We start from the raw sequence: 24,367 nt of genomic DNA on the forward strand, positions 1-24,367 counted from the left end.
ACATCGATGAGCAACTATCTCCTGAATATTTCCGGCGTCAACAAACGCTTCGGCGGCCTGCAGGCGCTGACCGACGTCGGCATCCAGATCCAGCCCGGCCAGATCGTCGGCCTGATCGGCCCGAACGGTGCCGGCAAGACGACCTTCTTCAACGTCATCACCGGCCTGTACCAGCCCGACAGCGGCAGTTTCGAGCTGGCCGGCAAACCGTATTCGCCCTCGGCACCGCATGCGGTAGCCAAGGCCGGCATCGCCCGCACCTTCCAGAACATCCGTTTATTCGGCGAGATGACGGCGCTGGAAAACGTCATGGTCGGGCGCCACGTGCGCTCGAAGCAGGGCGTGTTCGGCGCCATCTTCCGCCACAAGGCGGCGCGCGACGAGGAAGCGTCGATCCGTGCACGCGCCCAGGAGTTGCTGGACTTCGTCGGCATCGGCCAGTTCGCCGGCCGCACGGCGAAATTCCTGTCCTACGGCGACCAGCGCCGCCTGGAAATCGCGCGCGCCCTGGCCACCGATCCGCAGTTGCTGGCGCTGGACGAACCGGCGGCCGGCATGAACGCCACCGAAAAGCTGGCCCTGCGCGAGCTGCTGGTCAAAATCAAGGCGGAAGGCAAGACCGTGCTCCTGATCGAACACGATGTGAAACTGATGATGGGCCTGTGCGACCGGATTACCGTGCTCGAGTACGGCAAGCGCATCGCCGAAGGCGCGCCAAGCGAGATCCAGAAGGATCCGGCGGTGATCGCGGCCTACCTGGGAGGTGCTCACTGATGAGCGACAATATTCTGAAGATCGCTGGATTGAAGGTGGCCTACGGCGGCATCAAGGCGGTGAAGGGCATCGACCTCGAGGTCAACAAGGGCGAACTGGTTACGCTGATCGGCGCGAACGGCGCCGGCAAGACGACGACGCTGAAAGCGATTACCGGCACGCTGCCGGCCTGCAAGGTCGAAGGGACGATGTCCTATCTGGGCAAGCCCCTGGCGGGTACGCAATCCTTCCGCCTGGTGCAGCAGAAGCTGGCCATGGTGCCGGAAGGGCGGGGCGTGTTCACCCGCATGACGATCCACGAAAACCTGTTGATGGGCGCCTACACGCGGGACGACAAGGCGGCGATCGCGGCCGATATCGAGAGATGGTTCGGCGTGTTCCCGCGTTTGAAGGAACGTTCCGGCCAGCTCGCGGGCACCCTGTCCGGCGGCGAGCAGCAGATGCTGGCCATGGCGCGCGCGCTGATGTGCCACCCGACCTTGCTGCTGCTGGACGAACCGTCGATGGGGCTGGCGCCGATCATGGTCGAGAAAATTTTCGAAGTCATTCGCGACGTGTCTGCCCAGGGCATCACCATTTTGCTGGTCGAGCAGAATGCCAAATTGGCGCTGCAGGCGGCGCACCGGGGGTATGTGATGGACTCGGGCCTGGTGACGATGACGGGGAATGCGCAGGCGATGCTGAACGATCCGCGGGTGCAGGCGGCGTATCTCGGCGAATGATCCATCGTATTGCGCAGGGGCATGCGGCGCCGCGATGCATGTGTTGAAACGCGTGGGCACGAGTGCCCACCCTACGTTACACAACCGCTAACTACTGACCGTTGTGCACCGTAGGGTGGGCTCTCGAGCCCACGCGTACACCGTATGAATTGTGTTGACGCAGCAAAGAAAAGGGCCGCCCGAGTAATCGGGCGGCCCTTCTTTTTACACCCCGCGCGCAGCGGGCCAGTAAAATTTAAGCAGCGGCAGCAGCAGCGGCGTTGGCAGCAGCCGGCGCTTTGGCGGCAGCTTGCGAGAACTGCGACACGGCGGCGTTGACGTTGCTTTCGATGGCTTCGACAGCCTGCTTGGTGGTCTTGCTGAACTGCTCGTAGCCGGCGTTGGCGTTGCTGATCGCGGTCTTGACGGCGGCGACGAAGGTCTCCGAACCGGCAGGGGCGTTCTTGCTCACTTCGTCGACCAGGGCGATGACCTTGCGGTTCGCTTCGACGATCTGTCCTTCGGCGGCCTTCGAGAACTCGGCGCCGTTGGCGGTGGCGATGGCGGCCAGCTGGCGGTTGTAGGCGACGGCTTTCTCGGCGGCAGGCTGGGCCTGGGCGGCGGACAGCTGGAAGAACTCTTGCGGGTCCTTGGCCGACAGCAGCTGGCGAGCGGTCGCCGAATTGTCAGCCAGGGTGGCGCGGGCGGTATTGAGGTTCAGCTCGACCAGCTTTTCGACGCTTTCGAAGGTTTTCGCGGTCAGCGACGAAAACAGGGCGAATTGGGTTTCGAAATTGGCTTTGGTGGCATTCGAGAACTGCTCTGGGATTGCAAACATGAGGATCTCCAAACAAGACGTTATAGGAAGGTATGCTGCTAACAACCGGTGCGAATCTGAATGGTGCACCGCAACAGAATCAAGTTTTGCCCATTTTTGAAGCCGCGTCAAGCTATTTTGGTGCGTCGCACCATGCGATTTTCGATTGTTGTTCTCTTGCATCGGAAGAAATACTTCGAGACAACTTTATATGCGTTTTTCATAGGAAAGAGCAACATGGCGGCGAGCGGAAGGGTTTTGCCGCCCATGGTAGACTTGTCAACGCGCACTACGCCATCCGGTGTCCCGGCGCCCGACTGATCAGACCATGGCCGACACCACCGCAACCGCAGGCGCAACCACCACGCAGCACCGCTGGCTGGTGCCCGCCTTCTTCGTCTTCCTCTGGAGTACCGGCTTCATCGTGGCCAAGTTCGGCCTGCCGTATGCGCCGCCGCTGACCTTTCTCCTGTTGCGCTGCCTCGGCGTGCTGCTGGTGCTGGTGCCTATCGTCCTGGTCTCGGGCGCGCCCTGGCCGCGTGGACGCATCAAGCATGTTGCGGTCGCGGGCTTGCTGCTGCAGGCCGGCTACCTGGGCGGCGTTTGGTGCGCCATCAAGATCGGCATGCCGGCCGGGCTGTCGGCCTTGATCGTCGGGATGCAGCCCATTTTGACCGCAGTTGCCGCGCCGCTGATCGGCGAGCGGGTGCGTCCGCGCCAGTGGCTCGGCCTGCTGCTGGGCCTGGGCGGCGTCGCCCTGGTGGTGGCGGCCAAGATCAACCTGGCGGGATTGTCGACGCGCGCCATCCTGTATTGCCTGTTCGCGCTGCTGTCGATCACGGCCGGCACCATGTACCAGCGCCGCTACTGCCCGCAATTCGACCTGCGCACCGGCACCGTGATCCAGTTCGCCGCCACCGTCGCCGCACTGCTGCCATGCGCGATTGTTTTCGAACAGTTGGACCCGGCATTGTCTAAAATAGTGTGGAACACCAACTTCGTCGTCGCGCTGCTGTGGTCGGTGTTCGCGCTGTCGATCGGCGCGATCTTCCTTCTCTTCAAACTCATCCGCCGCAGCAATGCCACCGAGGTGACCAGCCTCCTGTACCTGACTCCGCCCACCACCGCCGTCATGGCCTGGCTGCTGTTCGGCGAGTCGCTCAGTCCGCTTGGACTGCTGGGCATGGTGGTGGCCGTCACCGGCGTCGCATTCGTCGTCAAGAAAAAGGAGCTTCCATGATCTCAAGCCAGCAACAAGAGGCGGTCGATGCCGCCATCACCTCGCGCCGCTCGATCCGCGCCTTCCTCGACAAGCCGGTGGAGCAGGCCGACATCGCGCGCATCCTGGAAGTGGCGGCGCGCGCCCCCTCCGGCACAAACACCCAGCCCTGGAAAGTGTATGTGCTGACCGGCCAGGCCCGGACGGCGCTGTCGGATGCCATCCTCGCCGTGCACACGCGTCCGGAATTGTCGCGCCAGCACACCGAGGAATACGCCTACTATCCGCGCGAATGGGTATCGCCCTTCATCGACCGCCGCCGCAAAGTCGGCTGGGATTTATACAGCCTGCTCGGCCTCACGCGCGAGGACAAGGCCGGCATGGCGGCCCAGCACGCGCGCAACTTCCGCTTCTTCGATGCGCCCGTCGGCCTGATTTTTACCATCGACCGCATCATGGAGCAGGGCTCCTGGCTCGACTACGGCATGTTCCTGCAGAACATCATGGTGGCGGCGCGCGGACGTGGACTGGACACCTGTCCGCAGGCGGCCTTCACCCAGTACCACCGCATCATTGCCGAGCAGCTGAGCCTGCCGGCTAACGAACGGGTCGTGTGCGGCATGGCGCTGGGCTGGGCCGATCCCTCAAAAATCGAGAACTCGCTCGTGACCGAACGCGAGCCGCTGTCGACCTTTGTTCATTTTGTAAATTAAGGTGTTGCGCCCGTCACACAATTGAGAAAGATCGCCGCACAAGCACGCATGCATCGTGCATCAGTCCGTTGTTGTGCGGCAAAATAGACGCGAGGGTGTTAAATTCGCTTGCAGTTGAGTTGGAGGCGAATACACTCATTCATGCCTCATCGGTCGCGTAAAAAGGAAGTAGAAATGTTGAAGCTCCTGTTGTCTGTCCTGGTTTCGCTGTTCCTCGTCGTCGAGCCCGTGTCGGCCGCCGGCGCCGGTGCCGGCGCGCAGGCCGCTTCAAGCAAACAGAAGCGCCAGGCGGTCAAGAAGAGGGCCGCCAGACAACCCGTGGCCAAGGCCGGCCGCAAGGGCAAGCGCGAGGAAGCGGCAAACGTTGCCGCCGCCGAGGACCGCCCGCGCCTGATCCGCCGGGTCGTGAAAGTCAACGGCAAGCGCCGCGTCGTCTACCAGACGATCCGCCGTGCCGCGCCGGCCCTGCTGGCGATCCCCGCGGCGCGCACCGTCGGCGACCTGGCCGGCCTGAACCAGACGCGCGATCCGCTGTCGCTGGCCTCGAATGTGGCTTTCGTGATGGACCAGAACAGTTCGGAAGTACTGTTCGAAAAGAACGCCAACGTCGCGCTGCCGATCGCCTCGATCACCAAGCTGATGACCGGCCTGGTCGTGGTCGAAGCGAACCTGGACATGAACCAGGTCCTCACGATTTCCGAGGACGACGTCGACCGCCACAAGTTCAGCAGCTCGCGCCTGCCCGTCGGCGCGCGTATGACACGGGGCAATATGCTGCATATCGCGCTGATGAGTTCGGAGAACCGTGCGGCGGCGGCCCTGGGACGAAACTACCCCGGCGGAATCAGCGCCTTCGTGGCGGCGATGAATGCCAAGGCACGCGAACTGGGCATGCACGACACCCGCTACGTCGACGCCAATGGCCTGTCGAGCCAGAACGTCTCGAGCGCCCGCGACCTGGCGAAACTGGTGGCGTATGCGCACCAGAAGCCGCTGCTGCGCCAGTATTCGACCGATCCGGACTGGGTGGTGGAGGCCAGCGGCCGCCCTATGCGCTACAACAATACGAACTACCTGGTGCGCATGCCGGACTGGAATATCGGCCTGCAGAAGACCGGTTTCATCAACGAAGCAGGGCGCTGCCTGGTGATGCAGGCGATGATCCAGGGCCGCAACGTGATCATGGTCTTCCTCGATTCCAAGGGCAAGATGTCGCGTACGGCCGACGCCGGGCGCATGCGCCGCTGGCTGGAAGCGCTGGCGCCGGACAGCATCACCCGGCCGACGGCGAGCCCGGTCGCTACCAGCGATGCCGTCCCGGCCTCGTTTTCTGCGGTGTCGGCGGCAGCCGTGCTGCAAAAGCGCTGACCTGTACGGAGAAAAAAACAACGGCGCCCGCGGGCGCCGTTGTCGTTTATGGCGTTGGTTTCTCAGGCCACCGAGGCGGCCCGGAAACCGAGCGTCGCCGAAATCTGCCCGGCCGTCTGCACCAGGTCGTCCAGCCACTCGTCCTGCAGGCGGTCGGCCGGCGCCGAGATCGACAGGCCGGCGACCAGCTTGCCGCTGTCGTCATGGATGCCGGCGGCCATGCAGCGCACGCCCAGTTCCAGCTCTTCGTTGTCGCGTGCATAGCCGCGCGCCCGTACCAGGCTCAGCTCGCGCTCGAGCTTGGTGAGATCCGTGATCGAATTCTTGTTGTGGCCGGCAAGGCCCGTGCGCGTGGCATAGGCGCGGATGGCCTTGGCCTCGTCCACCGATAAAAACAGCTTGCCGGTCGAGGTGAGGTGCAACGGGCCGCGTCCGCCGATCGCGCGTACCACCTGCATGCCCGAGCGCTCCGAGAAGGCGCGGTCGATGTAGACGATCTCGTCGCCCTGGCGTACCGACAGGTTCACGGTCTGCTGGGTTTTCTTGTGCAGGGCGCGCATGAAGTCGAGCGCCGCTTCGCGCACCGACAGCCGGCTTTTGACGACATTGCCCAATTCCAGCAGGCGCATGCCGAGCCGGTAGGTGCCGGGCTCGACGCGGTCGACGAAGCGGGTGACGACCATGTCGTTGAGAATGCGGTGGGCGGTGGAGGGATGCAGGCCCGACACTTTCGACAATTCCTTCAGGCTCACCGGATCGGGATAGGTCGCCAGTGCGTCGAGCAGGGCGACCATGCGCTCAATCACCTGGATCGATGTCTTGGGCGCTTCAAGGGTTTCGATTTTCATGATGTGGTTGGTGCAGTGCGGTATCGTCCTTACTTTATACCATAATGCGGAAAGCAGGGACCATTTTGCTAGTACGGTTCATCTAACGTACGCCGCGTTCCCGGCCCGGCGCAGAACGGGCATAATGGGATCTTCGTGTCTTCTTAGAAATATAATGGAACATCAGACCAGCGAATTCAAGAGCAAGAGCGGCTTTAAACGCATTCTGGCCGCGTCGAGCTATACCGTGCAGGGCCTGGTCATGGCCTGGCGTATCGAGCACGCCTTCCGCCAGGAGCTGCTGGTCTTCGTGCTGGGCCTGATCTTCGCGTTCGTGCTGCCGGTGTCCGCCTTCGAGCGACTGACGCTGATCGGCGTGCTGTTGCTGGTGCTGATCGTCGAACTCATCAACTCGGCGATCGAGGCGGTGGTCGACCGGATCTCGCTCGAGCGCCATCCTCTGTCGAAGAACGCCAAGGACTTCGGCAGCGCCGCGGTCGGGCTGACGGTGCTGCTGGCCGCGATTACCTGGGGCACGGTGCTGTACAACCGCTTCATGTAAAACAAGGTAGTGACGGCCGAGCAAACTTGTCAAAAATGCCGCAGAATAGCTGAACGGCTGCGGCGTCATCAGAACGTCGTGCCTTTTCCCAACTCCTGGAGATGACCATGACCTTACGCCTCGGCGACACCGCACCCGATTTCGAGCAGGATTCCACGATCGGCCGCATCCGCTTTCACGAGTGGGCAGGCGATTCGTGGGTAGTGCTGTTTTCGCACCCGGCCGACTTCACGCCGGTCTGCACGACCGAACTGGGCCTGACGGCCAAGCTCAAGCCCGAATTCGACAAGCGCAACGTCAAGGCGATCGCGCTGTCCGTCGACCCGGCCGAGCAGCACAAGAACTGGATCAAGGATATCGAGGAAACCCAGCAGACCGTGGTCGGCTTCCCGATCATCGCCGACGCGGATAAATCGGTGTCCACCCTGTACGACATGATCCACCCGGAAATGTCGGCCACGGCGACCGTGCGTTCGCTGTTCGTGATCGACCCGAAGAAAAAGATCCGCCTGACCATCACCTACCCGATGAGCACTGGCCGCAACTTCGACGAAGTGCTGCGCGTGATCGACGCGCTGCAGCTGACCGACGGCTATTCGGTGGCGACGCCGGGCAACTGGAAGGATGGGGATGACGTGATCATTCCGCTGACCGTGCAGGATCCGGCCGTGATCGCCGAAAAATATCCAAAGGGCTTTACGGCGCTGCGGCCGTATCTGCGCTTGACGCCGCAGCCGAACAAGTAAGCCTTGCCGCAGCCTTGACGGAACGACGAACGGCTGCGCACCGTAGGGTGGGCACTTGTGCCCACGCTTTCGAACGATTGCACATCGGAACGTATGCCCGTTGAGGGCGTACATGATCAATCGGTGATCCGCGTGGGCACAAGTGCCCACCCTACGTTATTTTCCGAATATCGACTCGCGGCTGCGATACCCCCATTCCCACTGTACGCATAAGTAAATAAGAAACCCATCGTTTGTCCCACGGCTGACCCAGCTTACCCTTGGGGCATGTTGATGACTTATATTACGGCCGGCTTTGCCGTCGGCTTGCTGGTCGGAATGACCGGCGTGGGTGGCGGCTCGCTGATGACGCCGCTCCTGACCCTGCTGTTCGGTATCTCTCCGACCGTCGCGGTCGGCACCGATCTCGCCTTTGCGTCGATCACCAAGAGCGCCGGCACCATTACCCACCGTTTCAATGGCACCGTCAACTGGGCCATCGTACGCCGCCTGTGCCTGGGCGCGCTGCCGGCTGCGTTGATCGCGACCCTGATCCTGAGCCAGTTCGGCGCGCTCGACGCACGCATCGGCCAGATCATCCGCTATTCCATCGCCGGCTCCGTCATGCTGACCGTCGTCGCATTGCTGTTCCGCCGCCGCATGCTGGCCTGGATCAAGGCCCACCCCGAGCGCCAGCTGCAGGGCAAGGCCTTGAGCGCGGCCACGATCATCGCCGGCGCGGTGCTCGGTACCCTCGTCACCGTGTCCTCGATCGGCGCCGGCGCCGTCGGCGCGACCCTGCTTGTCATGCTGTATCCAAAACTGACCCCGGCCGAAGTGGCCGGCACCGACATCGCCTACGCCGTGCCGCTGACCGCGATTGCCGCCGCCGGCCACTGGTGGCTGGGTTCGATCGACTGGACGCTGCTGGTCACCCTGCTCATCGGTTCCCTGCCGGGCATTACCCTTGGCTCGATGCTGGCCCGCAAGGTGCCGGAACGCTTCCTGCGCGCGCTACTGGCGATGACGCTGACCGGCGTCGCCTTCAAGCTGATCTATTAAACGGTGCAGGCTTCACCACGCTAATAGCATTATTCATCTATACAAATGAAGATTCCTTCGTTTGGTTTATGAGCCGTAGGTGAGATTATTACAGTCCATTAGAAGAATTTGTAATAAGGACGCTATGCCTTCACTTACGCGCGCGCCGGGCCGGGTCATCCCCGGCTTCGGACTGTCGCTCGGGTTCACGATCTTTTATCTCGCGCTGATCGTCCTGATCCCGCTGTCGGCCGTCTTCCTGAAAACGTTCACGATGACCTGGGAAGCGTTCTGGACGGCGGTTTCGTCCGAGCGCGTGGTCGCCTCCTATAAGCTCAGCTTCGGCGCCTCGCTGATCGCGGCCGGCCTGAACGTGATTTTTGGCGGCATCGTTGCCTGGGTGCTGGTGCGCTACAAGTTCCCCGGTAAACGCTTCATCGACGCCCTGGTCGACCTGCCGTTCGCGCTGCCGACCGCCGTGGCCGGCATCACCCTGACCGCCCTGTATTCGAACAATGGCTGGATCGGCAAATACCTCGAACAGTTCGGCATCAAGGTCGCATTTACCCCCCTCGGCGTGGTGGTGGCGCTGACCTTCATCGGCCTGCCGTTCGTGGTGCGCACGGTGCAGCCGGTGCTGGAAGAAGCCGAGCGCGAACTGGAAGAAGCGGCCGCCAGCCTGGGCGCGAGCCCGCTGCAGACCTTCTTCCGCGTGATCCTGCCCTCGATCGTGCCGGCCCTGCTGACCGGGTTCGCGCTCGCCTTTGCGCGCGCCACCGGAGAGTATGGTTCCGTCATCTTCATCGCCGGCAACCTGCCGATGGTGTCCGAGATCACGCCGCTCTTCATCATCACCAAACTGGAGCAGTACGACTACGCCGGCGCCACCGCGATCGCGGTCGTGATGCTGGTCGTCTCGTTCATCCTGCTCCTGACGATCAACCTGTTGCAGGCCTGGACCCGCAGAAGGGCAGGCAAGAAATGAGTGCAGTCCTGGATAAACCACTCGCCGCGGCGCCGCGCGCTGTGCGTCCCGTGAAAACCAATGCCTTCGAGCCGAACTGGGTGCGCTACACCCTGATCGCCGTCGCGCTGCTGTTCCTGACCCTGTTCCTGTTCGTGCCGCTGGTCGCCGTGTTCACCGAAGCGCTGAAAAAGGGCTGGGATACCTATGTCGCATCGGTGCTCGACCCGGACGCGATTTCCGCCATCAAGCTGACGCTGATCGCGGCCGGCATCGCGGTGCCGCTGAACCTGGTCTTCGGCGTGGCCGCAGCGTGGTGTATCGCCAAGTTCGACTTCAAGGGCAAAAGCATCCTGCTGACCCTGATCGACCTGCCGTTCTCGGTCTCGCCGGTGATCGCGGGCCTGATCTACGTGCTGCTGTTCGGCGCCCAGGGCTGGTTCGGGCAGTGGCTGATGGACCACGACATCAAGATCCTGTTCGCGGTGCCGGGCATCGTGCTGGCGACCGTTTTTATTACCTTCCCGTTCGTCGCACGCGAGCTCATTCCCTTGATGCAGCAACAGGGAACCGAGGAAGAAGAAGCGGCGCTGGTGCTGGGCGCCTCGGGCTGGCAGACCTTCTGGCGCGTGACGCTCCCGAACATCAAATGGGGCCTGCTGTACGGCGTCATCCTGTGCAATGCGCGGGCGATGGGCGAGTTCGGCGCCGTATCCGTGGTGTCCGGCCACATCCGCGGCGAGACCAACACCATGCCGCTGCAGGTCGAGATTCTCTATAACGAATACAACTTCACGGCCGCGTTTGCGATCGCATCCTTGCTGGCGCTGCTCGCGCTGGTGACGCTGGCCGTCAAGTCCTTTATCGAATGGCGTCTGCACCTGTCGATGCGTGCCGACGCCGGTACACCGGAGCGCCCGCAATGACGATCGAAGTCCAACACATCCGCAAGCAGTTCGGCCAGTTCCAGGCGCTCGACGACGTCTCGCTGCAATTCCCGAACGGCGAACTGACCGCCTTGCTCGGCCCCTCGGGCTGCGGCAAGACCACGCTGCTGCGCATCATCGCCGGCCTCGAGCATCCGGACAGCGGCTCGGTGCTGCTCGACGGCCAGGATGCGTCGAGCAGCCATGTGCGCGAGCGCCAGGTCGGCTTCGTGTTCCAGCACTACGCGCTGTTCAAGCACATGACGGTGTTCGAGAACGTCGCCTTCGGTTTGCGCGTGCGTCCGCGCCGCGAGCGCCCGTCGGAGCAGCAGATCCGCGACAAAGTAAAACAGCTGCTGGAACTGGTGCAGCTCGACTGGATCGCCGACCGCTATCCGCCGCAGCTGTCGGGCGGCCAGCGCCAGCGCATTGCCTTGGCGCGTGCGCTGGCTGTCGAGCCGCGCGTGCTGTTATTGGATGAACCGTTCGGCGCGCTGGACGCCAAGGTGAGGAAGGAACTGCGCCGCTGGCTGCGCCGCCTGCACGACGACCTGCACGTGACCTCGATCTTCGTCACCCACGACCAGGAAGAAGCGCTCGAAGTGGCGGACCAGGTGGTCGTCATGAACAAGGGCCGCGTCGAGCAGCTGGGCACGCCGGCGAGCGTCTACAACGCGCCCGCATCGCCCTTCGTCTACAGCTTCCTCGGCAACGTCAACCTGTTCCACGGCCGCGTGCACGATGGCGTGCTGGCCAGCGGCGATGCGCTGTTCGACGCGCCCGGCCATGGTGGCGTGCAGAACGCCGACGGCATCGGCTATGTGCGTCCGCACGACCTCGACGTCGAACGCTACACGCCGGGGCAGCAGGGCATCGTCGTGAAACTGCGCCGCGCGCATGCGATCGGCCCGCTGGCCCAGCTCGACCTCGAACGCGCCGACAATGCCCAGCTGATCGAAGCCGTGATTCCGAACGAGCGCTTCGCCGGCCTCGGCCTGAAGGAAGGCGAGACCCTGGTCGTGCGTCCGCGCCAGATCCAGGTATTCGTCGACGAAGGAGGCGGCATATGAACTTCCAGCAGCTGCGTTCGGTGCGCGAAGCGGCGCGCCGCAATTTCAACCTCACCGACGTGGCCGCTGCGCTGTTCACCTCGCAGCCCGGCGTGTCGCGCCAGATCCGCGAGCTCGAGGACGAACTCGGCGTCGTCATTTTCGAACGCAACGGCAAGCGCCTGACCGGCCTGACCGCGCCCGGCAAAGGCATCCTCAAAATCGTCGAGCGCCTGCTGGTGGAAGCGGAAAACCTGTCGCAGGCGAGCCAGGAATATTCGGCCCAGGACAGCGGCACGCTGACCATCGCCGTCACCCACACGCAAGCGCGCTACGCGCTGCCGCAGGTGGTGCAGTCCTTCCGCAACGCCTTTCCGAACGTGCGCATCGCCTTGCAACAAAGCGCGCCGGAACACATCGCGGAATACGTGCTGTCGGGACGTGCCGACATCGGCATCGCCACCGAAGGTTTGTCGGCGTTTCCGGACCTGGTCTCGTTCCCGTGCTACCGCTGGAGCCACGTCGTCGTGGCGCCGGACGGGCATCCGCTGCTGAATAAAATGCCGCTGCGGCTGGAAGACCTGGCCGAGTATCCCTTGATTACCTACGACGTCGGCTACACCGGCCGCGGCCATATCGACGATGCCTTCAGCAAGGCTGGACTGGCGCCGGACATGGTCTTGACCGCCATGGATTCGGACGTCATCAAGCAGTATGTGTCGCTGGGGATGGGGGTCGGGATCATTGCGTCGATGGCCTTCGACAATGGGCGCGACAAGGGGCTGCGGGCGATCGAATCGTCGCACCTGTTTGCGCCAAATGTGACGCGGCTGGCCGTGCGGCGCGGGGCTTACCTGCGCGCGTATGCCTACCACTTCATCGAACGTTTCGCGCCGGGGTTTACGCGGGCGGATATCGAGCGCTCGCTGGCGGACGAGGCGGTGGCGATTTAGAGGGTGTCGGGGCGGGCGCAGCTGAGCGGCGGATAACGATCACCGCGTGGGCGGGGGACCCGTCCACGCGTTCAACGAACGTGCGAATGTCGAAAAACCTTATTGACCTGGATTTGTAATCCGCGCATGAATCGCATCGATCGCGGCCACCACCTCGGCCGACAACACGATCTCCGCCGCATCGATGTTCTCCTTCAGCTGTTCCAGCGTCGTCGCCCCGATGATGGTCGCCCCCACGAACCAGCGCGAATAACACCATGCCAGCGCCATCTGCGCCGGCGTCAAGCCGTTTGCCCGCGCCAGCGCCGCATACTCGGCGGTCGCCGCCAGCGTCTCGGGCCGCACGTAGCGCGGACTCCAGTTCGGCGGGAAGATCGTCAGGCGGCCATGCGCCTTCGGATCGTCGAGGTACTTCGCCGTCAGCTGTCCGAACGCCAGCGGACTGTAGGCCAGCAGGCTCACATCGGTCCGGAAGCAGGTCTCGTCGAGCAAGGACGTTTCGAACGCGCGCGCGGTGAGGTTATATAAATTCTGGATCGTCGCAATCCGCGGCAGGCCGCGCATCTCGGCCTGCTTCACATATTCGCACACGCCCCACGAGCTCTCGTTCGACACGCCGATCTCGCGGATCTTGCCCGCCTTGACCAGTTCGCCGAGTGCGCCCAGCGTCTCCTCGATCGGCACGCTGCTGCGCTCGCGCTTCGGATCGAAACTGTTGGCCCCGAAGATCGGCAGGTTACGGCTCGGCCAATGGATCTGGTACAGGTCGATGTAGTCCGTCTGCAGGCGCTGCAGGCTCGTCTCGACCGCCGCGCGTACGTTGGCCGCGTCGAGGTCGTGCCCTGCGCCGCGGATCCAGCCCATGTTCGCATTCGGCCCCGCGATCTTCGAGGCGATCACCAGCTCGTCGCGGCGGCCGCGTGCCTTCAGCCAGCTGCCGATGAAGCGCTCCGTGGAACCCTGCGTCTCGGCGCGGCCCATCACCGGATACATCTCCGCAGTGTCGATGAAATTGATGCCGCGTTCGACCGCGTAGTCGAGCTGGCGGTGGGCCTCAAGCTCCGTGTTCTGCTCGCCGAAGGTCATGGTGCCGAGGCAGACCTTCGACACCATCAACTCGCTGCGTCCCAAGCGTTTGCGTTCCATATGTGGCTCCTTATGCGCGCAGCGCGTCGGCGCATTCGCGCACCAGGGACGGGCCGCGGTAGATCAGGCCACTATACAGCTGCACCAGCTGGGCGCCGGCCGCGATTTTTTCCTTCGCGTCCTTCCCCGACAGGATGCCGCCGACGCCGATGATCGGCACCGCGTTGCCAAGCTCCTTCTTCATCGCGCGAATGACGATGTTCGACAGGTCGAACACGGGCGCACCCGAGACGCCGCCGGTTTCATGGCCGTGCTTGTAGCGCTCGACGTCGCGGCGGTTCAGCGTCGTATTTGTCGCGATGACGCCGTCGATCCGGTGGCGCAGCAGGGCGCCGGCGATGTCGCGGATCTGCTCGGCGTCGATGTCCGGTGCGATCTTCAAAGCCAGCGGCACGTAGCGGCCGTGCTGGTCGGCCAGGCGCGTCTGTTCCGCCTTCAGCTGCGCGAGCAGGGCGTCGAGTTCCGAAGCGCCCTGCAGCTGGCGCAGGTTCTTCGTGTTCGGCGACGAGATGTTGACCGTGACGTAGCTCGCGTAGGGATAGACCTTGCGCAGGCATGCGAGGTAGTCGTCGGCGGCGCGCTCGATCGGGGTGTCGGCGTTCTTGCCGATGTTCAGGCCGAGCACGCCCTGCTTTTCCTGATAAAAACGGGAAGCCTGCACATTGGCGACGAAGGCGTCGACGCCGCCGTTATTGAAACCCATGCGGTTGATGATGCCGCGTGCGGCCGGCACGCGGAACATGCGCGGCTTCGGGTTGCCCGCCTGGGCGCGCGGCGTCACGGTGCCGATCTCGATCGAGCCGAAGCCCAACGCAGCCAGGCCATCGATGTAGGCGCCGTCCTTGTCCAGGCCTGCCGCCAGGCCGACCGGGTTCGGGAAGGTGATGCCCATCACGGTACGCGGATCGGGCGCAGGCTTCTTGAACATCCCCGTCATGCCGCGCTGGGCGGCGTTACGCAGGGCCGGCAGGGTCAGGTTGTGTGCGGTTTCCGCAGGCAGCCGGAACAGCAGGGGACGGGCGAGGGTGTAGAGGATTTTGTCGGACATGGCGCGCTCGAAAATAGATTGCGCAATTGTACCGTGCCGAACAAGCGCGTTAGCGGTCCAGTATTCCCCAGTTACCTTTGATACGCGCCTCCAGGGGCCGGAAGTTGATTTTATAAGCCATCTTCGGGCTCTGCTCGATCCAGTAGCCGAGGTAGACGAAGGGCAGGCCGAGTTCGCGCGCCTGCGCCACCTGCCACATCACGTTGTAGGTGCCGAAGGAAGCACCGGGCACGTCCGGGTCGAAGAAGGTGTAGACGGAGGACAGGCCGTCCGACAGGACGTCGATGATCGAGACCATGCGCAAGGTGCCGTCCGGCTCGCGGAATTCGACCAGGCGCGTGTTGACGCGGCTTTGCAGCAGGAACTGGGCGTACTGGTCGCGGCTGTCCTGGTCCATGCCGCCGCCGACGTGGCGCGTGGTCTGGTAGCGCAGGTAGAGCGCGTAATGCTCGTCCGAGAACGACAGGTTGGCCACCATGGCGCTCAGGTCGCCATGGCGCTTCCAGGCGCGGCGCTGCGTGCGGTTCGGGGCGAACTCGTTGCAGCGCACGCGCACCGGGATGCAGGCCTGGCAGCCGTCGCAATACGGGCGGTAGGTAAAAATGCCGCTGCGGCGGAAGCCGTTCTTCACCAGCTCGGAATACACGTCCGCGTTGATCAGGTGCGAAGGCGTGGCGACCTGCGAGCGCGCCTGGCGTGCGTCGAGGTAGCTGCACGGATACGGGGCGGTCGTATAGAACTGCAGCGTGGAGAAGGGCAGGTCATTTAAGTGCGTCATGCAGAGCTCTCGGCGACGTGATGGACCTATTCTAACGAAAGCAGGACCCGGACACGGTTAAGCATCCAACGGTGCGACCGGTTCCCAGGAGCTGATCGCCGGCTCGCGAATCGCGGCCCGCAAATGCTGCAGGAACACGCTGCGCGGAATCGGCGCCGCGCCCAGCGAGGCCAGGTGTCCCGTTTCCTGCTGACAATCGACCATGCGCACGCCGTTCTTGCGTAAAAACGCTACAAGATAGGCCAGCGCCACCTTGGAGGCGTCGGACACGCGCGCGAACATCGATTCGCCATAAAACATGCGTCCGATGCAGACGCCGTAGGCCCCGCCGACCAGCTCGCCATCGAGCCAGACTTCGGACGAATGCGCGTAGCCGAGCGCGTGCAGGCCGGTATAGCCATCGATGATGTCTTCCGAAATCCAGGTGCCCGGACCGTCGCGGCGCGGTGCGGCGCAGGCACGCATCACGGCTTCGAAATCGCTGTCGAAGCGCACCTGCCAGGGGCCGCCGCTCGTGCGGCTGCGCTCGACGCGGCGCAGGGTTTTTTTGAGGCTGTCGCTGACCTTGAAGTCGTCGGTGTACAGGACCATGCGCGGATCGGTGCTCCACCAGAGGATAGGCTGGCCCTCGGAAAACCAGGGAAAGATGCCGTTCTGGTAGGCGAGCAGCAGGCGCTGCGGCGACAGGTCGGCGCCGGCCGCAAGCAGGCCCGGGGCGTCGATCGTCAGCGCCTCGGATACGTCGGGAAACGGCGTATGCGCATCAAGCCAGGGAATCATGGTGGATCTCGCTGGGTCAGTCTGGTTCGCGTGGCGCGATCATCGGGCGCTTGATGTCGTGGCTGTGCACGCCGTACGTGCTGGACACTCCCTCACGCATTTTGACGCGGTCGGCAAAGAACAGTTCCAGTGTTGTGCGTATCGTCGGGAAGGCGAGCTCGTCCCAAGGGATGTCGCGCTCGGTGAACAGCTGCACTTCCAGGCTCTCTTCGCCCGGCGCAAAGTCGAGGTCGAGCAGGCGCGCGAGATAAAACATGTGGACCTGGTGGACGTGGGCGACATTGAGCAGGGTGAACAGCTTGCCGATCTCGATGTGGGCGCCGGCTTCCTCCTCGGTCTCGCGCACGGCGGCCTCGGCGGTGGTCTCGCCGTTTTCCATGAAGCCGGCCGGCAGCGTCCAGTAGCCGCGGCGTGGCTCGATCGCGCGCCGGCACAGCAGGACTTGCAGCGTGCCGTCCTTCTCCCAGACAGGAATGGAGCCGATCACCATTTTCGGGTTCTGGTAATGAATCGTGCCGCACTGCGTGCACACGTGGCGCGGGCGGTTGTCGCCTTCGGGAATGCTTAGTGCGACCGCATGGCCGCACTCGGAACAAAAGTTCATAAGGAGTCGGAAGAATGAATATGCGGCTACTTTACACCCGATTCGGGCGACTGTGCCGCCGCGCCGGCTCGACAGCAGTATTGCATCGACAGGATTTATATCGTCAATCATCCATGCCCTAGGCATTGGATTTGCCTAAACAGCCGAACCCGCGTATAATTCATTTCACAGACGCGGGGTGGAGCAGTCTGGCAGCTCGTCGGGCTCATAACCCGAAGGTCACAGGTTCAAATCCTGTCCCCGCAACCAGAATTCAGAAAGCCGTTGATTCGAAAGGATCAGCGGCTTTTTCGTTTTGTTCCCCTGGCCGGACTCGACTTGCATCAAGAAAGCGTCGGATTCGCCGCACCTGCCGAACTCTGCGTTGTCGAACAAAACACCATTAGCGGGTTCGACCATGATAACTGTTGAAGACATCAACGACGCCTGGGGCTGGATGGGCTTGCGGGCGGTCGAAATACTCGGCGCCAACGCCTTCGGCAACCTGATCCTGCGCGACGCGGACGGCAGCTACTGGCGCCTGCGTCCGCAAGACCTGTGCTGCGAGCCGGTCGCCGGCAACCGCGCCGCGCTCGATGCGCTCTCCTATAACCAGGATTTTCTCAACGACTGGTACATGCCGGAACTGGTCGACCTGGCCGAGTCCACGCTCGGGCCGCTGACCGACGACCGCACCTATTGCCTGAAAATTCCCAGCGCCCTCGGCGGGCATTACGGCAGCGAGAACCTGGCGACCGTGCCTTTGTCGGAGCTGATCCGGTTTTCGGGGGAAGGGGCGCAGCAGCTCGACGGCTTGCCGGGCTGGTCGTAGGGGTGGACGAGGCCAATGGCCTCATCCACGGTTTTATCGGGCATGCCCACGCGGAACTCAGCATACCCTGGTCGGTATTGTTGCCGGAACGATCAGTGTCAACCCGCAGTTTGATTCAGGCTCGCCCATAGATACGCCGCCGCCATCGTCCGATGCGGGCTGTAGCGTGCCAGCCAGGCCTGGGTCCGCGCCTGGTCGGGCTTCTGCGCTTCGCCCAGCAGCCGGCCCAGCGCGCCGCGCACGGCCACGTCGCCTTCGAGCGAGCAGTCGGCAAAGCCATAGCCGCGCAGCAGCGTGTAGTTGACGGTCCAGGGGCCGATCCCCTTGATCGCCAGCAGCGCGACGGCCGCACGTGCGGGATCGTCGTCCTGCGCCAGGTGCAGTTCGCCGTCGGCCGCCATGCGCGCCACGCGCAGCAGGGTCTCGGCCTTGGCGCGCGAGAACTTGCGGCTGGTGAGCGCGTCCAGGTCGAGGCGTGCGACATCTGGCGCTTCCGGATAGCACCACAGCCCTTCGCTGTGCGGCCGCCCCGCCTGCGCGATGAAGGTGCGGCGCAGGCTGATGGCAAACGGCAGATTGATCTGCTGGCCGATGATGGCCCAGGTCAGCGCTTCGAACACGCTCGCCGATTGTACGATGCGCAGTCCCGGCTGGCGCGCCACCAGCGGCACGAACACGGGGTCGTGGCGCACGAAGGCGGCGAAGAGCGCCGGGTCGATGCGCAGGGCGAGGATGCTGCGCAGGGCGTCGTGCGCGGCCGCCAGCGTCGCCGCATCGAGTTCGCCATCGGCGGCGATGCGGCACTGCGCTTCGTGCGGCGTCAGCAACACATCGAACAGCACCGGCACGCCACCGAGCAGGACGGCCTTGCGAATGCGCTGGCCGCTGACCTGTTCCGCCAGTCCCTCGGCATCGCGCGCATGAAAGGCGAGCACGTCGGCGCTGCGATAGTCCTGCGGCAGCGCCATCGTGAACGATTGCATCGTCATGGTTTGACGGCAGCGGTGGCGGGACGGCCGAAGCGCGGCACGAAGCCCGTCACCAGCGCCGTGCCGACCAGCACGATGGCGGCGCCCGCCAGCGTATGCCAGCCGACGGCCTCGCCCAGGAACAGCGCGCCCCACAGGATGCCGAACACGGGATTGAGGAAGGTCACCGTCAGCGCGGAGGTCGGCCCGACTTCGGCGATCAACCGGAAATAGATCAGGTAGGCGATGCCGCTGCACAGCACGCCGAGCGCCAGCACGGCCGCCCACACGCCCGGGGTGGCGGTCCCGGGCGAGGGGAAGAAGGGCAGCGCAGGCAGCACGAACAGGGTCGCGGCCCACATCGTGCCGTGGGCGTTGGCGAAGGGCTCGACGGTCCTGGCCGATTTCGCATACAGGCTGGCGATGCTGTAGCACAGGGCCGCCGCCAGCGCCGCCGCCACGGCAATGCCGGCGCCGGGACGCGTGGACACATCGTCGAAGCCGACCAGCAGGGCCACACCCGCCGTGCCCAGCAACAAGCCAAGACCGCTGCGCAGGGTGATCGGCTGGCGCGCCCACACGGCACCGATCAGCGCGCCCCACATCGGGGCAGTAGCGTTCAGCACCGACAGCACGGACGCGCTCAAGGTGCGCGCGCCGTAGGCGAACAGCAGGAAGGGCAAGGCCGAGTTGAAGAAGCCCAGCATCAGGTAATGCTTCCAGTTGGCGCGCAGGTCGAGGCGCTTGCGCAGCACCAGCCCGACGGCGGCCAGGAACAGGGCCGCGAACAGCACCCGGTATTCGATCAGCACCGCCGGCCCGAGCACGGGCGCGCCGATGCGCATGAATAGGAAGGAGCCGCCCCAGATGGCGGCCAGCAGCAGGAGGCGCAGGAAGTTGGCAGTGTTCATGATCGATTCAGGAAGCGGAGGCGCATCGTCGCACACGGCGCCGCGCCGCGCATCCTGTTTTTTGCTCGGGTATCAGACGGCGCAGATGTCGGTCGTGGCCGGCTGCTGCGCCGCCGCGTGCGGCACCAGCATCGCCGTCGGTACGCCGTTCTTAATGGCCGTCATTTCGGCCAGGATCGCGATGCCGATCTCGGACGGCGTCTTGCTGCCGATGTAGAGGCCGATCGGGCCGTGCAGGCGGTCGAGCTGTTCCTCGCTGAGGTCGAACAGTTTCAGGCGCTCGCGCCGGCGCGCATTGTTCAGGCGCGAGCCGATCGCGCCGACATAGAAGGCGTCCGACTTGAGCGCTTCCATCAGCGCGAGGTCGTCGAGTTTCGGATCGTGGGTCAATGCCACCACGGCGCTGCGCGCATCGAGCTTCGACTCGGTCACGAGGTCGTCCGGCATCGTATGCACGAGTTCGACGCCGGGCAGATTCCAGTCGGCCCGGTATTCCTCGCGCGGATCGCAGACGATGACGCGGTAGTCCATTGCGCCCGCCACCTGCGCCAGGAAGCGGGACAGGGGACCGGCGCCGATGATGAACAGGCGCCAGCGCGGGCCGTGGATCGTGTACAGCGCCTCGTTTTCGACGCGCAGCACACTGCCGGACGCGGCGCGCGTCAAGGTGACGGCGCCGCTGGCCAGGTCCAGGCGGCGTTCAAGCAGTTCGCCGCCCTCGAGACGCTGCAGGAGTTCGCGCAGGCCGCTGGCGCTGCTCAAGGGTTCGATTGCGAGTTCGATGGTGCCGCCGCAGGGCAGGCCGAAGCGGTGCGCGTCGTCGGCGCTGATGCCGTAGCTGACGATGTGGGGACGCGCGTCCGGGGAGATGCCACGCGCGCGCACGTTCTCGATCAGGTCGTCCTCGATGCAGCCACCGGAGACGGAGCCGATCACACGGCCATCGTCGCGCACGGCCAATGTCGCGCCGATCGGGCGCGGGCTCGAGCCCCAGGTCTTGATGACCGTGACCAGCTGGCAGCGGTGGCCGGCGTCGAGCCAGCTCGCGGCGGTCTTGAGTACGTCGAGGTCGAGGCTGTCCATGGTTGCGTGGGGGCTGCTGGGGAGGGACTTCAATGATACAAAAAAAGGAGGAACGGCGTCGGCGGAGGCGCCGCTGCGGCTTTGTAGCGTGGGCGGGTCCCCCGCCCACGCGTACAACCAGCGCAAGAAAAGCCGAGCAGGCATTTCACACGCTACGATGCGATCACGGCGTGAGCGGCTTCTTCGCGCTCTTCTTCGCCTTCACGTCCTCGATCGCCAGCTCCATCGCCGTCAACCTCGCCGCGGTCGACGGGTGGTTCGCCGTAAAGCCATTCACCACGCTGGCCGGATGGGCCGCCGCAAAACGCTTCCAGAACGCCGGGACGCCCTCGATGTTGTAGTCGGCCCGGGCCAGCAGGAAGACCGCGAGGCGGTCGGCGGCGGCGTCCAGGTTCGACGGCATGGCCTTGATGCCGGCACTGCCGTTGAGCATGCCGGTGTCGGGACTCATGCGCGTCAGGTTGTCGATCACGCTGTCGAGCGTGGCCTGGTTGCGCTGGGCTTTCGGGTGCTCGAGGATGTTGTGCGCCATCGTGCGCGCCAGCACATAGGCCAGCTCGTCGTCGTTGCGTGCCACGCCCAGCATGCCGCGCGTAAGCATCACGCGCGAACCGTCGGCGTAGGCGTTGACGTTGTCGCCATTGCCCAGCTCGATGCCGAAGCCGCAGGCGCGGGTGACCGGGATGCTCAGGTCGCGGGGGCGGCCGTCGCGCTCGATCGTCAGCGGCAAGGCAGTGTGGGCCGACATCAGGCTGCCGAACACCGCGCCGACCGTCGACGGGGCGCTGGCGCCGGTCGGCAGCGGCTTGCCGCCGGCCGCGACCAGGTCGTCGCCCAGGCGCAGCCCGGCTTTGGCCGCGCCGCTGCCGGCCAGCACGCCGGTGACCTGCAGCCGCTCATCCATGCCGAAGGCCACGTGCGCGGCCTCGTTGTAGATGCCGGGGTAGGAGTGGCGGTTCTTCGCAGTGAAGCCGAGCAGGTTGCGCGCGTGTTTCGGGCACAGCTCGGCATTGTCGATCAGCAGCGGGGCCGCCACGCGGTACAGGCGGTCCTGCATCGCCGCCATTTTCGTCAGTGTGTCGGCCGCGGCCGCCATCTGCGGCGTGAGCGGCGTGCCCTGCGGCGTTTCGGTCACGGGCCCGCCCGGGATGCCGGGCTGGCGGATCTGGGGCTGGGTGCCGCAGGCGGCCAGCAGGACGGCGGTGGCGATCCCCAGTGCGGCGGGGCGCAGACGTTCAATGCGAATCATTTTTCTCCTTTTCGCAGCTAACAGATCCCCCATGGCGGCGTTGCATCGTCTGGCCGTACTAACCTACTGTCTTCGACGATGCGCCTTGCCCTGGGGGCTCCGTTAGCCGCTCTTTTTAATGTTTTCCGGTGCTCCCGAACCCTCCGGCGCCCCGTTCGCTCGATGCAAACTCTTCGACGACATTGAAGCCCACCTGCAGGACGGGCACGATCACCAGCTGCGCCAGGCGGTCCAGCGGTTGCAGCGTAAAAGCGGCATGGCCGCGGTTCCAGGTCGAGACCATCAGCTGGCCCTGGTAATCGGAGTCGATCAAGCCTACCAGATTGCCGAGTACGATGCCGTTCTTATGGCCGAGTCCACTACGCGGCAGGATCATCGCCGCATAGCCCGGATCGGCCACGTGAATGGCGAGACCGGTCGGCACCAGCACCGTCTGGCCGGGTTCGAGGACGAGCGGCGCCTCGATGCAGGCGCGCAGGTCGAGGCCGGCGCTGCCGGGGGTGGCGTAGGCCGGCAGCAGTTCCTTCATGCGCGGGTCGAGGATCTTGATGTCTATCGTTTTCATGCGTTCTTGTTGTATGAATCAGGGAAGCTCAGGTAAGCAAGGAGCGCTGCTCGAGGCGCTTGCCGATTTCGGACACCAGCTGGCGCGCCAGCGTCAGCTTGTCGGCGCGCGGCAGCACGGTGTGGCCGTGTTCGTCGAACAGGACGATCGAATTCTCATCCTGCCCGAAGGTGTGGTGGCCGATGTTGCCCACCAGCAAAGGGATGCCCTTGCGTTCGCGCTTGGCGGCGCCGTACTCGACCAGGTTTTCGGACTCCGCCGCAAAACCGACGCAATACGGCCAGCCCGACAGCGAAGTGGTCGCCGCCACCGAGGCCAGGATGTCGGCGTTCTGCACGAATTCGAGCTGGGGCGCCGCGCCGCCTTCCTGCTTTTTCAGTTTCTGGTCGCTGGCGTTCGCGACCCGCCAGTCGGCCACCGCCGCGACGGCGATGAACACGTGCTGACCCTCGACGCCCGCCATCACCGCGTCGTGCATCTGCTGGGCGGACAGGACGTCGATGCGGCGCACGCCGTGCGGCGTCGAGAGGGCCGTCGGGCCGGACACCAGCGTCACCTCGGCGCCGGCTTCGCGCGCGGCGCGGGCGATGGCATAGCCCATCTTGCCGGACGAGAGGTTCGTGATGCCGCGCACCGGGTCGATCGCTTCGAAGGTCGGTCCGGCCGTGATCAGCACCCGCTTGCCGGCCAGGATCTTGTGCTGGAAGGAGGCGATGAGCTCTTCCAGTAACTGCTCCGGTTCCAGCATGCGGCCGAGACCGGTCTCGCCGCAGGCCTGTTCGCCGGCCGCCGGGCCGAAGATGCGAATACCGTCTTCGCGCAGGGTCGCGACGTTGCGCTGCGTGGCCGGGTTCTGCCACATCTCGACATTCATCGCCGGCGCGACCAGCAGCGGCACGCCGGCCGGACGCGCCAGGCACAGGGTCGAGAGCAGGTCGTCGCAGACGCCATGCGCGAGCTTGCGGATGAAGTCGGCCGAACAGGGCGCGACCAGCACGGCATCGGCGCCGCGCGTGAGGTCGATGTGCGCCATGTTGTTCGGCATGCGCGGATCCCACTGATCCAGCCAGACCGTGTTGCCCGACAGGGCCTGCAGCGTCACGGGCCCGATGAAATGGGTGGCGGCATCGGTCATCACGACCTGCACGCTCGCCCCCTGCTTGATCAGCGCACGGCACAGTTCCGCCGCCTTGTAGCAGGCCACGCCCCCGGACAGGCCGAGGACGATTTTTTTACCTTGCAGGTCCATGCTCATGCCGAATGCTCCGTCAGTGCTTGCTCAGTGTTTATTTACGCGCCGCAGTTCGTCGACGATGAACAGGAAGGCGCCGACCGAGATGCCGATGTCGGCGACGTTAAAGGCCGGGAAGTGGCCCCAGCCGCGCCAGTAGAAGTCGAGGAAGTCGATCACGTGGCCGTAAGCGACGCGGTCGATCACATTGCCGACGGCGCCGCCCAGGATCAGGGCCAGGGCCCAGCAGAACAGGCGCTGGCCGGCGTGGCGCTTCATGAGGTAGAGGATGAAGCCGATGGCGCCCACCGCGATCGCGGTGAAGAACCAGCGTTGCCAGCCGCCCTGGTCGCCGAGGAAGGAAAACGCCGCGCCCGGGTTATACACGAGCACCAGGTTGAAGAAGCTGGTGACGGGTAGCGTTTCGCCATAGGCGAACAGTTTCGAGATCGTGATCTTGGTCAGCTGGTCGACCAGCACGACGAGGAAGGCGATGCCGAGCCAGGGGCCGATACCGGTGCCGGAGGCGGCGTCGATGCCTGGTTTCTGGGCGG

Annotated in this window: 28 protein-coding genes and 1 tRNA gene; 14 read left to right on the forward strand and 15 right to left on the reverse strand. The window is 64.5% G+C overall.

Translation table 11 applies throughout. From position 1 onward, the window contains the following. Window positions 1-6 precede the first annotated feature (6 nt). Together ACI48I_RS03330 and ACI48I_RS03335 are read left to right on the forward strand one after the other, a co-directional pair. Window positions 7-774 (forward strand): ABC transporter ATP-binding protein, encoded by a 768-nt coding sequence (locus tag ACI48I_RS03330; protein ID WP_193688628.1) that lies wholly within the window; start codon window positions 7-9, stop codon window positions 772-774. Continuing rightward, window positions 774-1,496 (forward strand): ABC transporter ATP-binding protein, encoded by a 723-nt coding sequence (locus tag ACI48I_RS03335; RefSeq protein ID WP_193688629.1) that lies wholly within the window; start codon window positions 774-776, stop codon window positions 1,494-1,496. The genes ACI48I_RS03330 and ACI48I_RS03335 overlap by 1 nt, the downstream gene beginning before the upstream one ends. A 235-nt stretch (window positions 1,497-1,731) precedes the next feature. Here the strand turns inward: ACI48I_RS03335 and phaP are convergent, their stop codons facing one another. Beyond that, a complete protein-coding gene (phaP, locus tag ACI48I_RS03340) occupies window positions 1,732-2,313 on the reverse strand; it encodes a TIGR01841 family phasin (RefSeq protein ID WP_193688630.1) in 582 nt (193 codons plus the stop codon). A gap of 307 nt (window positions 2,314-2,620) precedes the next feature. On the opposite strand from phaP, the gene ACI48I_RS03345 reads away from it, so the two are divergent. The 3 genes from ACI48I_RS03345 (at window position 2,621) to pbpG (ending at window position 5,592) form a co-directional block, all read left to right on the forward strand. Beyond that, window positions 2,621-3,532 carry a DMT family transporter gene (locus tag ACI48I_RS03345; RefSeq protein WP_193688631.1) on the forward strand — a complete coding sequence of 304 codons (912 nt, stop codon included), beginning with the start codon at window positions 2,621-2,623 and terminating at the stop codon, window positions 3,530-3,532. Beyond that, window positions 3,529-4,224: a nitroreductase gene (locus ACI48I_RS03350; protein WP_193688632.1), complete on the forward strand. Its 696-nt coding sequence runs from the start codon at window positions 3,529-3,531 to the stop codon at window positions 4,222-4,224. Before ACI48I_RS03345 ends, ACI48I_RS03350 begins: the two co-directional genes overlap by 4 nt. Window positions 4,225-4,398: 174 nt before the next feature. Further along, window positions 4,399-5,592: a D-alanyl-D-alanine endopeptidase gene (gene pbpG / locus ACI48I_RS03355; protein ID WP_498573330.1), complete on the forward strand. Its 1,194-nt coding sequence runs from the start codon at window positions 4,399-4,401 to the stop codon at window positions 5,590-5,592. 62 nt (window positions 5,593-5,654) lie between these two features. Here the strand turns inward: pbpG and ACI48I_RS03360 are convergent, their stop codons facing one another. Beyond that, on the reverse strand, window positions 5,655-6,440 hold the full coding sequence (locus ACI48I_RS03360) for an IclR family transcriptional regulator (protein WP_193688634.1): 786 nt from the start codon (window positions 6,438-6,440) through the stop codon (window positions 5,655-5,657). A 154-nt stretch (window positions 6,441-6,594) separates the two neighbouring features. Between ACI48I_RS03360 and ACI48I_RS03365 the strand changes: the two genes are divergently transcribed. From ACI48I_RS03365 to ACI48I_RS03395, 7 genes are all read left to right on the forward strand, one after another. Continuing rightward, window positions 6,595-6,981, forward strand: coding sequence for a diacylglycerol kinase (locus ACI48I_RS03365; RefSeq protein WP_193688635.1), 387 nt, complete (start codon window positions 6,595-6,597; stop codon window positions 6,979-6,981). Window positions 6,982-7,088: 107 nt separating this feature from the next. Then, window positions 7,089-7,727 carry a peroxiredoxin gene (locus ACI48I_RS03370; RefSeq protein WP_498573331.1) on the forward strand — a complete coding sequence of 213 codons (639 nt, stop codon included), beginning with the start codon at window positions 7,089-7,091 and terminating at the stop codon, window positions 7,725-7,727. A 267-nt stretch (window positions 7,728-7,994) separates the two neighbouring features. After that, window positions 7,995-8,768, forward strand: coding sequence for a sulfite exporter TauE/SafE family protein (locus ACI48I_RS03375; RefSeq protein WP_193688637.1), 774 nt, complete (start codon window positions 7,995-7,997; stop codon window positions 8,766-8,768). Between the two features lie 124 nt (window positions 8,769-8,892). Beyond that, window positions 8,893-9,732 carry a sulfate ABC transporter permease subunit CysT gene (cysT, locus tag ACI48I_RS03380; protein ID WP_193688638.1) on the forward strand — a complete coding sequence of 280 codons (840 nt, stop codon included), beginning with the start codon at window positions 8,893-8,895 and terminating at the stop codon, window positions 9,730-9,732. Then, on the forward strand, window positions 9,729-10,637 hold the full coding sequence (gene cysW, locus ACI48I_RS03385) for a sulfate ABC transporter permease subunit CysW (RefSeq protein ID WP_498573332.1): 909 nt from the start codon (window positions 9,729-9,731) through the stop codon (window positions 10,635-10,637). Before cysT ends, cysW begins: the two co-directional genes overlap by 4 nt. Beyond that, window positions 10,634-11,707 carry a sulfate/molybdate ABC transporter ATP-binding protein gene (locus tag ACI48I_RS03390; protein WP_193688640.1) on the forward strand — a complete coding sequence of 358 codons (1,074 nt, stop codon included), beginning with the start codon at window positions 10,634-10,636 and terminating at the stop codon, window positions 11,705-11,707. The genes cysW and ACI48I_RS03390 overlap by 4 nt, the downstream gene beginning before the upstream one ends. Continuing rightward, entirely contained in the window at window positions 11,704-12,639 is a 936-nt protein-coding gene (locus ACI48I_RS03395; protein WP_193688641.1) for a CysB family HTH-type transcriptional regulator, read from the forward strand. The genes ACI48I_RS03390 and ACI48I_RS03395 overlap by 4 nt, the downstream gene beginning before the upstream one ends. Before the next feature lie 99 nt (window positions 12,640-12,738). Here ACI48I_RS03395 and ACI48I_RS03400 read toward each other — a convergent pair whose 3' ends face one another. Genes ACI48I_RS03400 through ACI48I_RS03420 form a run of 5 tightly spaced genes read right to left on the reverse strand, consistent with a single transcriptional unit; the run spans window position 12,739 to window position 16,995 of the window. Continuing rightward, window positions 12,739-13,785: an aldo/keto reductase gene (locus tag ACI48I_RS03400; RefSeq protein WP_193688642.1), complete on the reverse strand. Its 1,047-nt coding sequence runs from the start codon at window positions 13,783-13,785 to the stop codon at window positions 12,739-12,741. 10 nt (window positions 13,786-13,795) lie between these two features. Then, the gene (locus ACI48I_RS03405) at window positions 13,796-14,833 is read right to left on the reverse strand and encodes a quinone-dependent dihydroorotate dehydrogenase (RefSeq protein WP_498573333.1); all 1,038 of its coding nucleotides are present in this window, start codon (window positions 14,831-14,833) and stop codon (window positions 13,796-13,798) included. A gap of 49 nt (window positions 14,834-14,882) precedes the next feature. Further along, complete coding sequence (locus ACI48I_RS03410; RefSeq protein ID WP_193688644.1) at window positions 14,883-15,611, reverse strand: arginyltransferase; 729 nt, start codon at window positions 15,609-15,611, stop codon at window positions 14,883-14,885. A 57-nt stretch (window positions 15,612-15,668) separates the two neighbouring features. Then, complete coding sequence (gene aat, locus ACI48I_RS03415; protein ID WP_193688645.1) at window positions 15,669-16,391, reverse strand: leucyl/phenylalanyl-tRNA--protein transferase; 723 nt, start codon at window positions 16,389-16,391, stop codon at window positions 15,669-15,671. Between the two features lie 16 nt (window positions 16,392-16,407). Then, window positions 16,408-16,995, reverse strand: coding sequence for an NUDIX hydrolase (locus ACI48I_RS03420; protein ID WP_498573334.1), 588 nt, complete (start codon window positions 16,993-16,995; stop codon window positions 16,408-16,410). A gap of 172 nt (window positions 16,996-17,167) precedes the next feature. On the opposite strand from ACI48I_RS03420, the gene ACI48I_RS03425 reads away from it, so the two are divergent. Further along, a tRNA-Met gene (locus ACI48I_RS03425) sits at window positions 17,168-17,244 on the forward strand. Here ACI48I_RS03425 and ACI48I_RS03430 read toward each other — a convergent pair. Next, window positions 17,215-17,394 (reverse strand): hypothetical protein, encoded by a 180-nt coding sequence (locus ACI48I_RS03430; RefSeq protein ID WP_193688647.1) that lies wholly within the window; start codon window positions 17,392-17,394, stop codon window positions 17,215-17,217. The two genes, ACI48I_RS03425 and ACI48I_RS03430, sit on opposite strands and share 30 nt — an antisense overlap. Here ACI48I_RS03430 and ACI48I_RS03435 point away from each other — a divergent pair. Continuing rightward, on the forward strand, window positions 17,393-17,806 hold the full coding sequence (locus ACI48I_RS03435) for a T6SS immunity protein Tdi1 domain-containing protein (RefSeq protein ID WP_193688648.1): 414 nt from the start codon (window positions 17,393-17,395) through the stop codon (window positions 17,804-17,806). The genes ACI48I_RS03430 and ACI48I_RS03435 overlap by 2 nt on opposite strands. 98 nt (window positions 17,807-17,904) lie before the next feature. Here the strand turns inward: ACI48I_RS03435 and ACI48I_RS03440 are convergent, their stop codons facing one another. The 7 genes from ACI48I_RS03440 to lspA all read right to left on the reverse strand — a co-directional run bounded on the left by ACI48I_RS03440 (window position 17,905) and on the right by lspA (window position 24,350). Then, window positions 17,905-18,795 (reverse strand): DNA-3-methyladenine glycosylase family protein, encoded by an 891-nt coding sequence (locus ACI48I_RS03440; RefSeq protein WP_498573335.1) that lies wholly within the window; start codon window positions 18,793-18,795, stop codon window positions 17,905-17,907. Beyond that, window positions 18,792-19,685 carry a DMT family transporter gene (locus ACI48I_RS03445; protein ID WP_193688649.1) on the reverse strand — a complete coding sequence of 298 codons (894 nt, stop codon included), beginning with the start codon at window positions 19,683-19,685 and terminating at the stop codon, window positions 18,792-18,794. Before ACI48I_RS03445 ends, ACI48I_RS03440 begins: the two co-directional genes overlap by 4 nt. A gap of 72 nt (window positions 19,686-19,757) precedes the next feature. Next, the gene (locus tag ACI48I_RS03450; protein ID WP_498573336.1) at window positions 19,758-20,768 is read right to left on the reverse strand and encodes an XdhC family protein; all 1,011 of its coding nucleotides are present in this window, start codon (window positions 20,766-20,768) and stop codon (window positions 19,758-19,760) included. Window positions 20,769-20,931: 163 nt separating this feature from the next. Continuing rightward, window positions 20,932-22,017, reverse strand: coding sequence for a M48 family metallopeptidase (locus tag ACI48I_RS03455; RefSeq protein WP_193688651.1), 1,086 nt, complete (start codon window positions 22,015-22,017; stop codon window positions 20,932-20,934). A 115-nt stretch (window positions 22,018-22,132) separates the two neighbouring features. Then, window positions 22,133-22,582, reverse strand: coding sequence for a dUTP diphosphatase (gene dut / locus ACI48I_RS03460; RefSeq protein ID WP_193688652.1), 450 nt, complete (start codon window positions 22,580-22,582; stop codon window positions 22,133-22,135). 28 nt (window positions 22,583-22,610) lie between these two features. Next, complete coding sequence (coaBC, locus tag ACI48I_RS03465) at window positions 22,611-23,831, reverse strand: bifunctional phosphopantothenoylcysteine decarboxylase/phosphopantothenate--cysteine ligase CoaBC (RefSeq protein WP_193688943.1); 1,221 nt, start codon at window positions 23,829-23,831, stop codon at window positions 22,611-22,613. Between the two features lie 30 nt (window positions 23,832-23,861). Further along, entirely contained in the window at window positions 23,862-24,350 is a 489-nt protein-coding gene (gene lspA / locus ACI48I_RS03470) for a signal peptidase II (protein WP_498573344.1), read from the reverse strand. Window positions 24,351-24,367: the final 17 nt, after the last annotated feature.

Source organism: Massilia sp. LXY-5 (assembly GCF_059801075.1).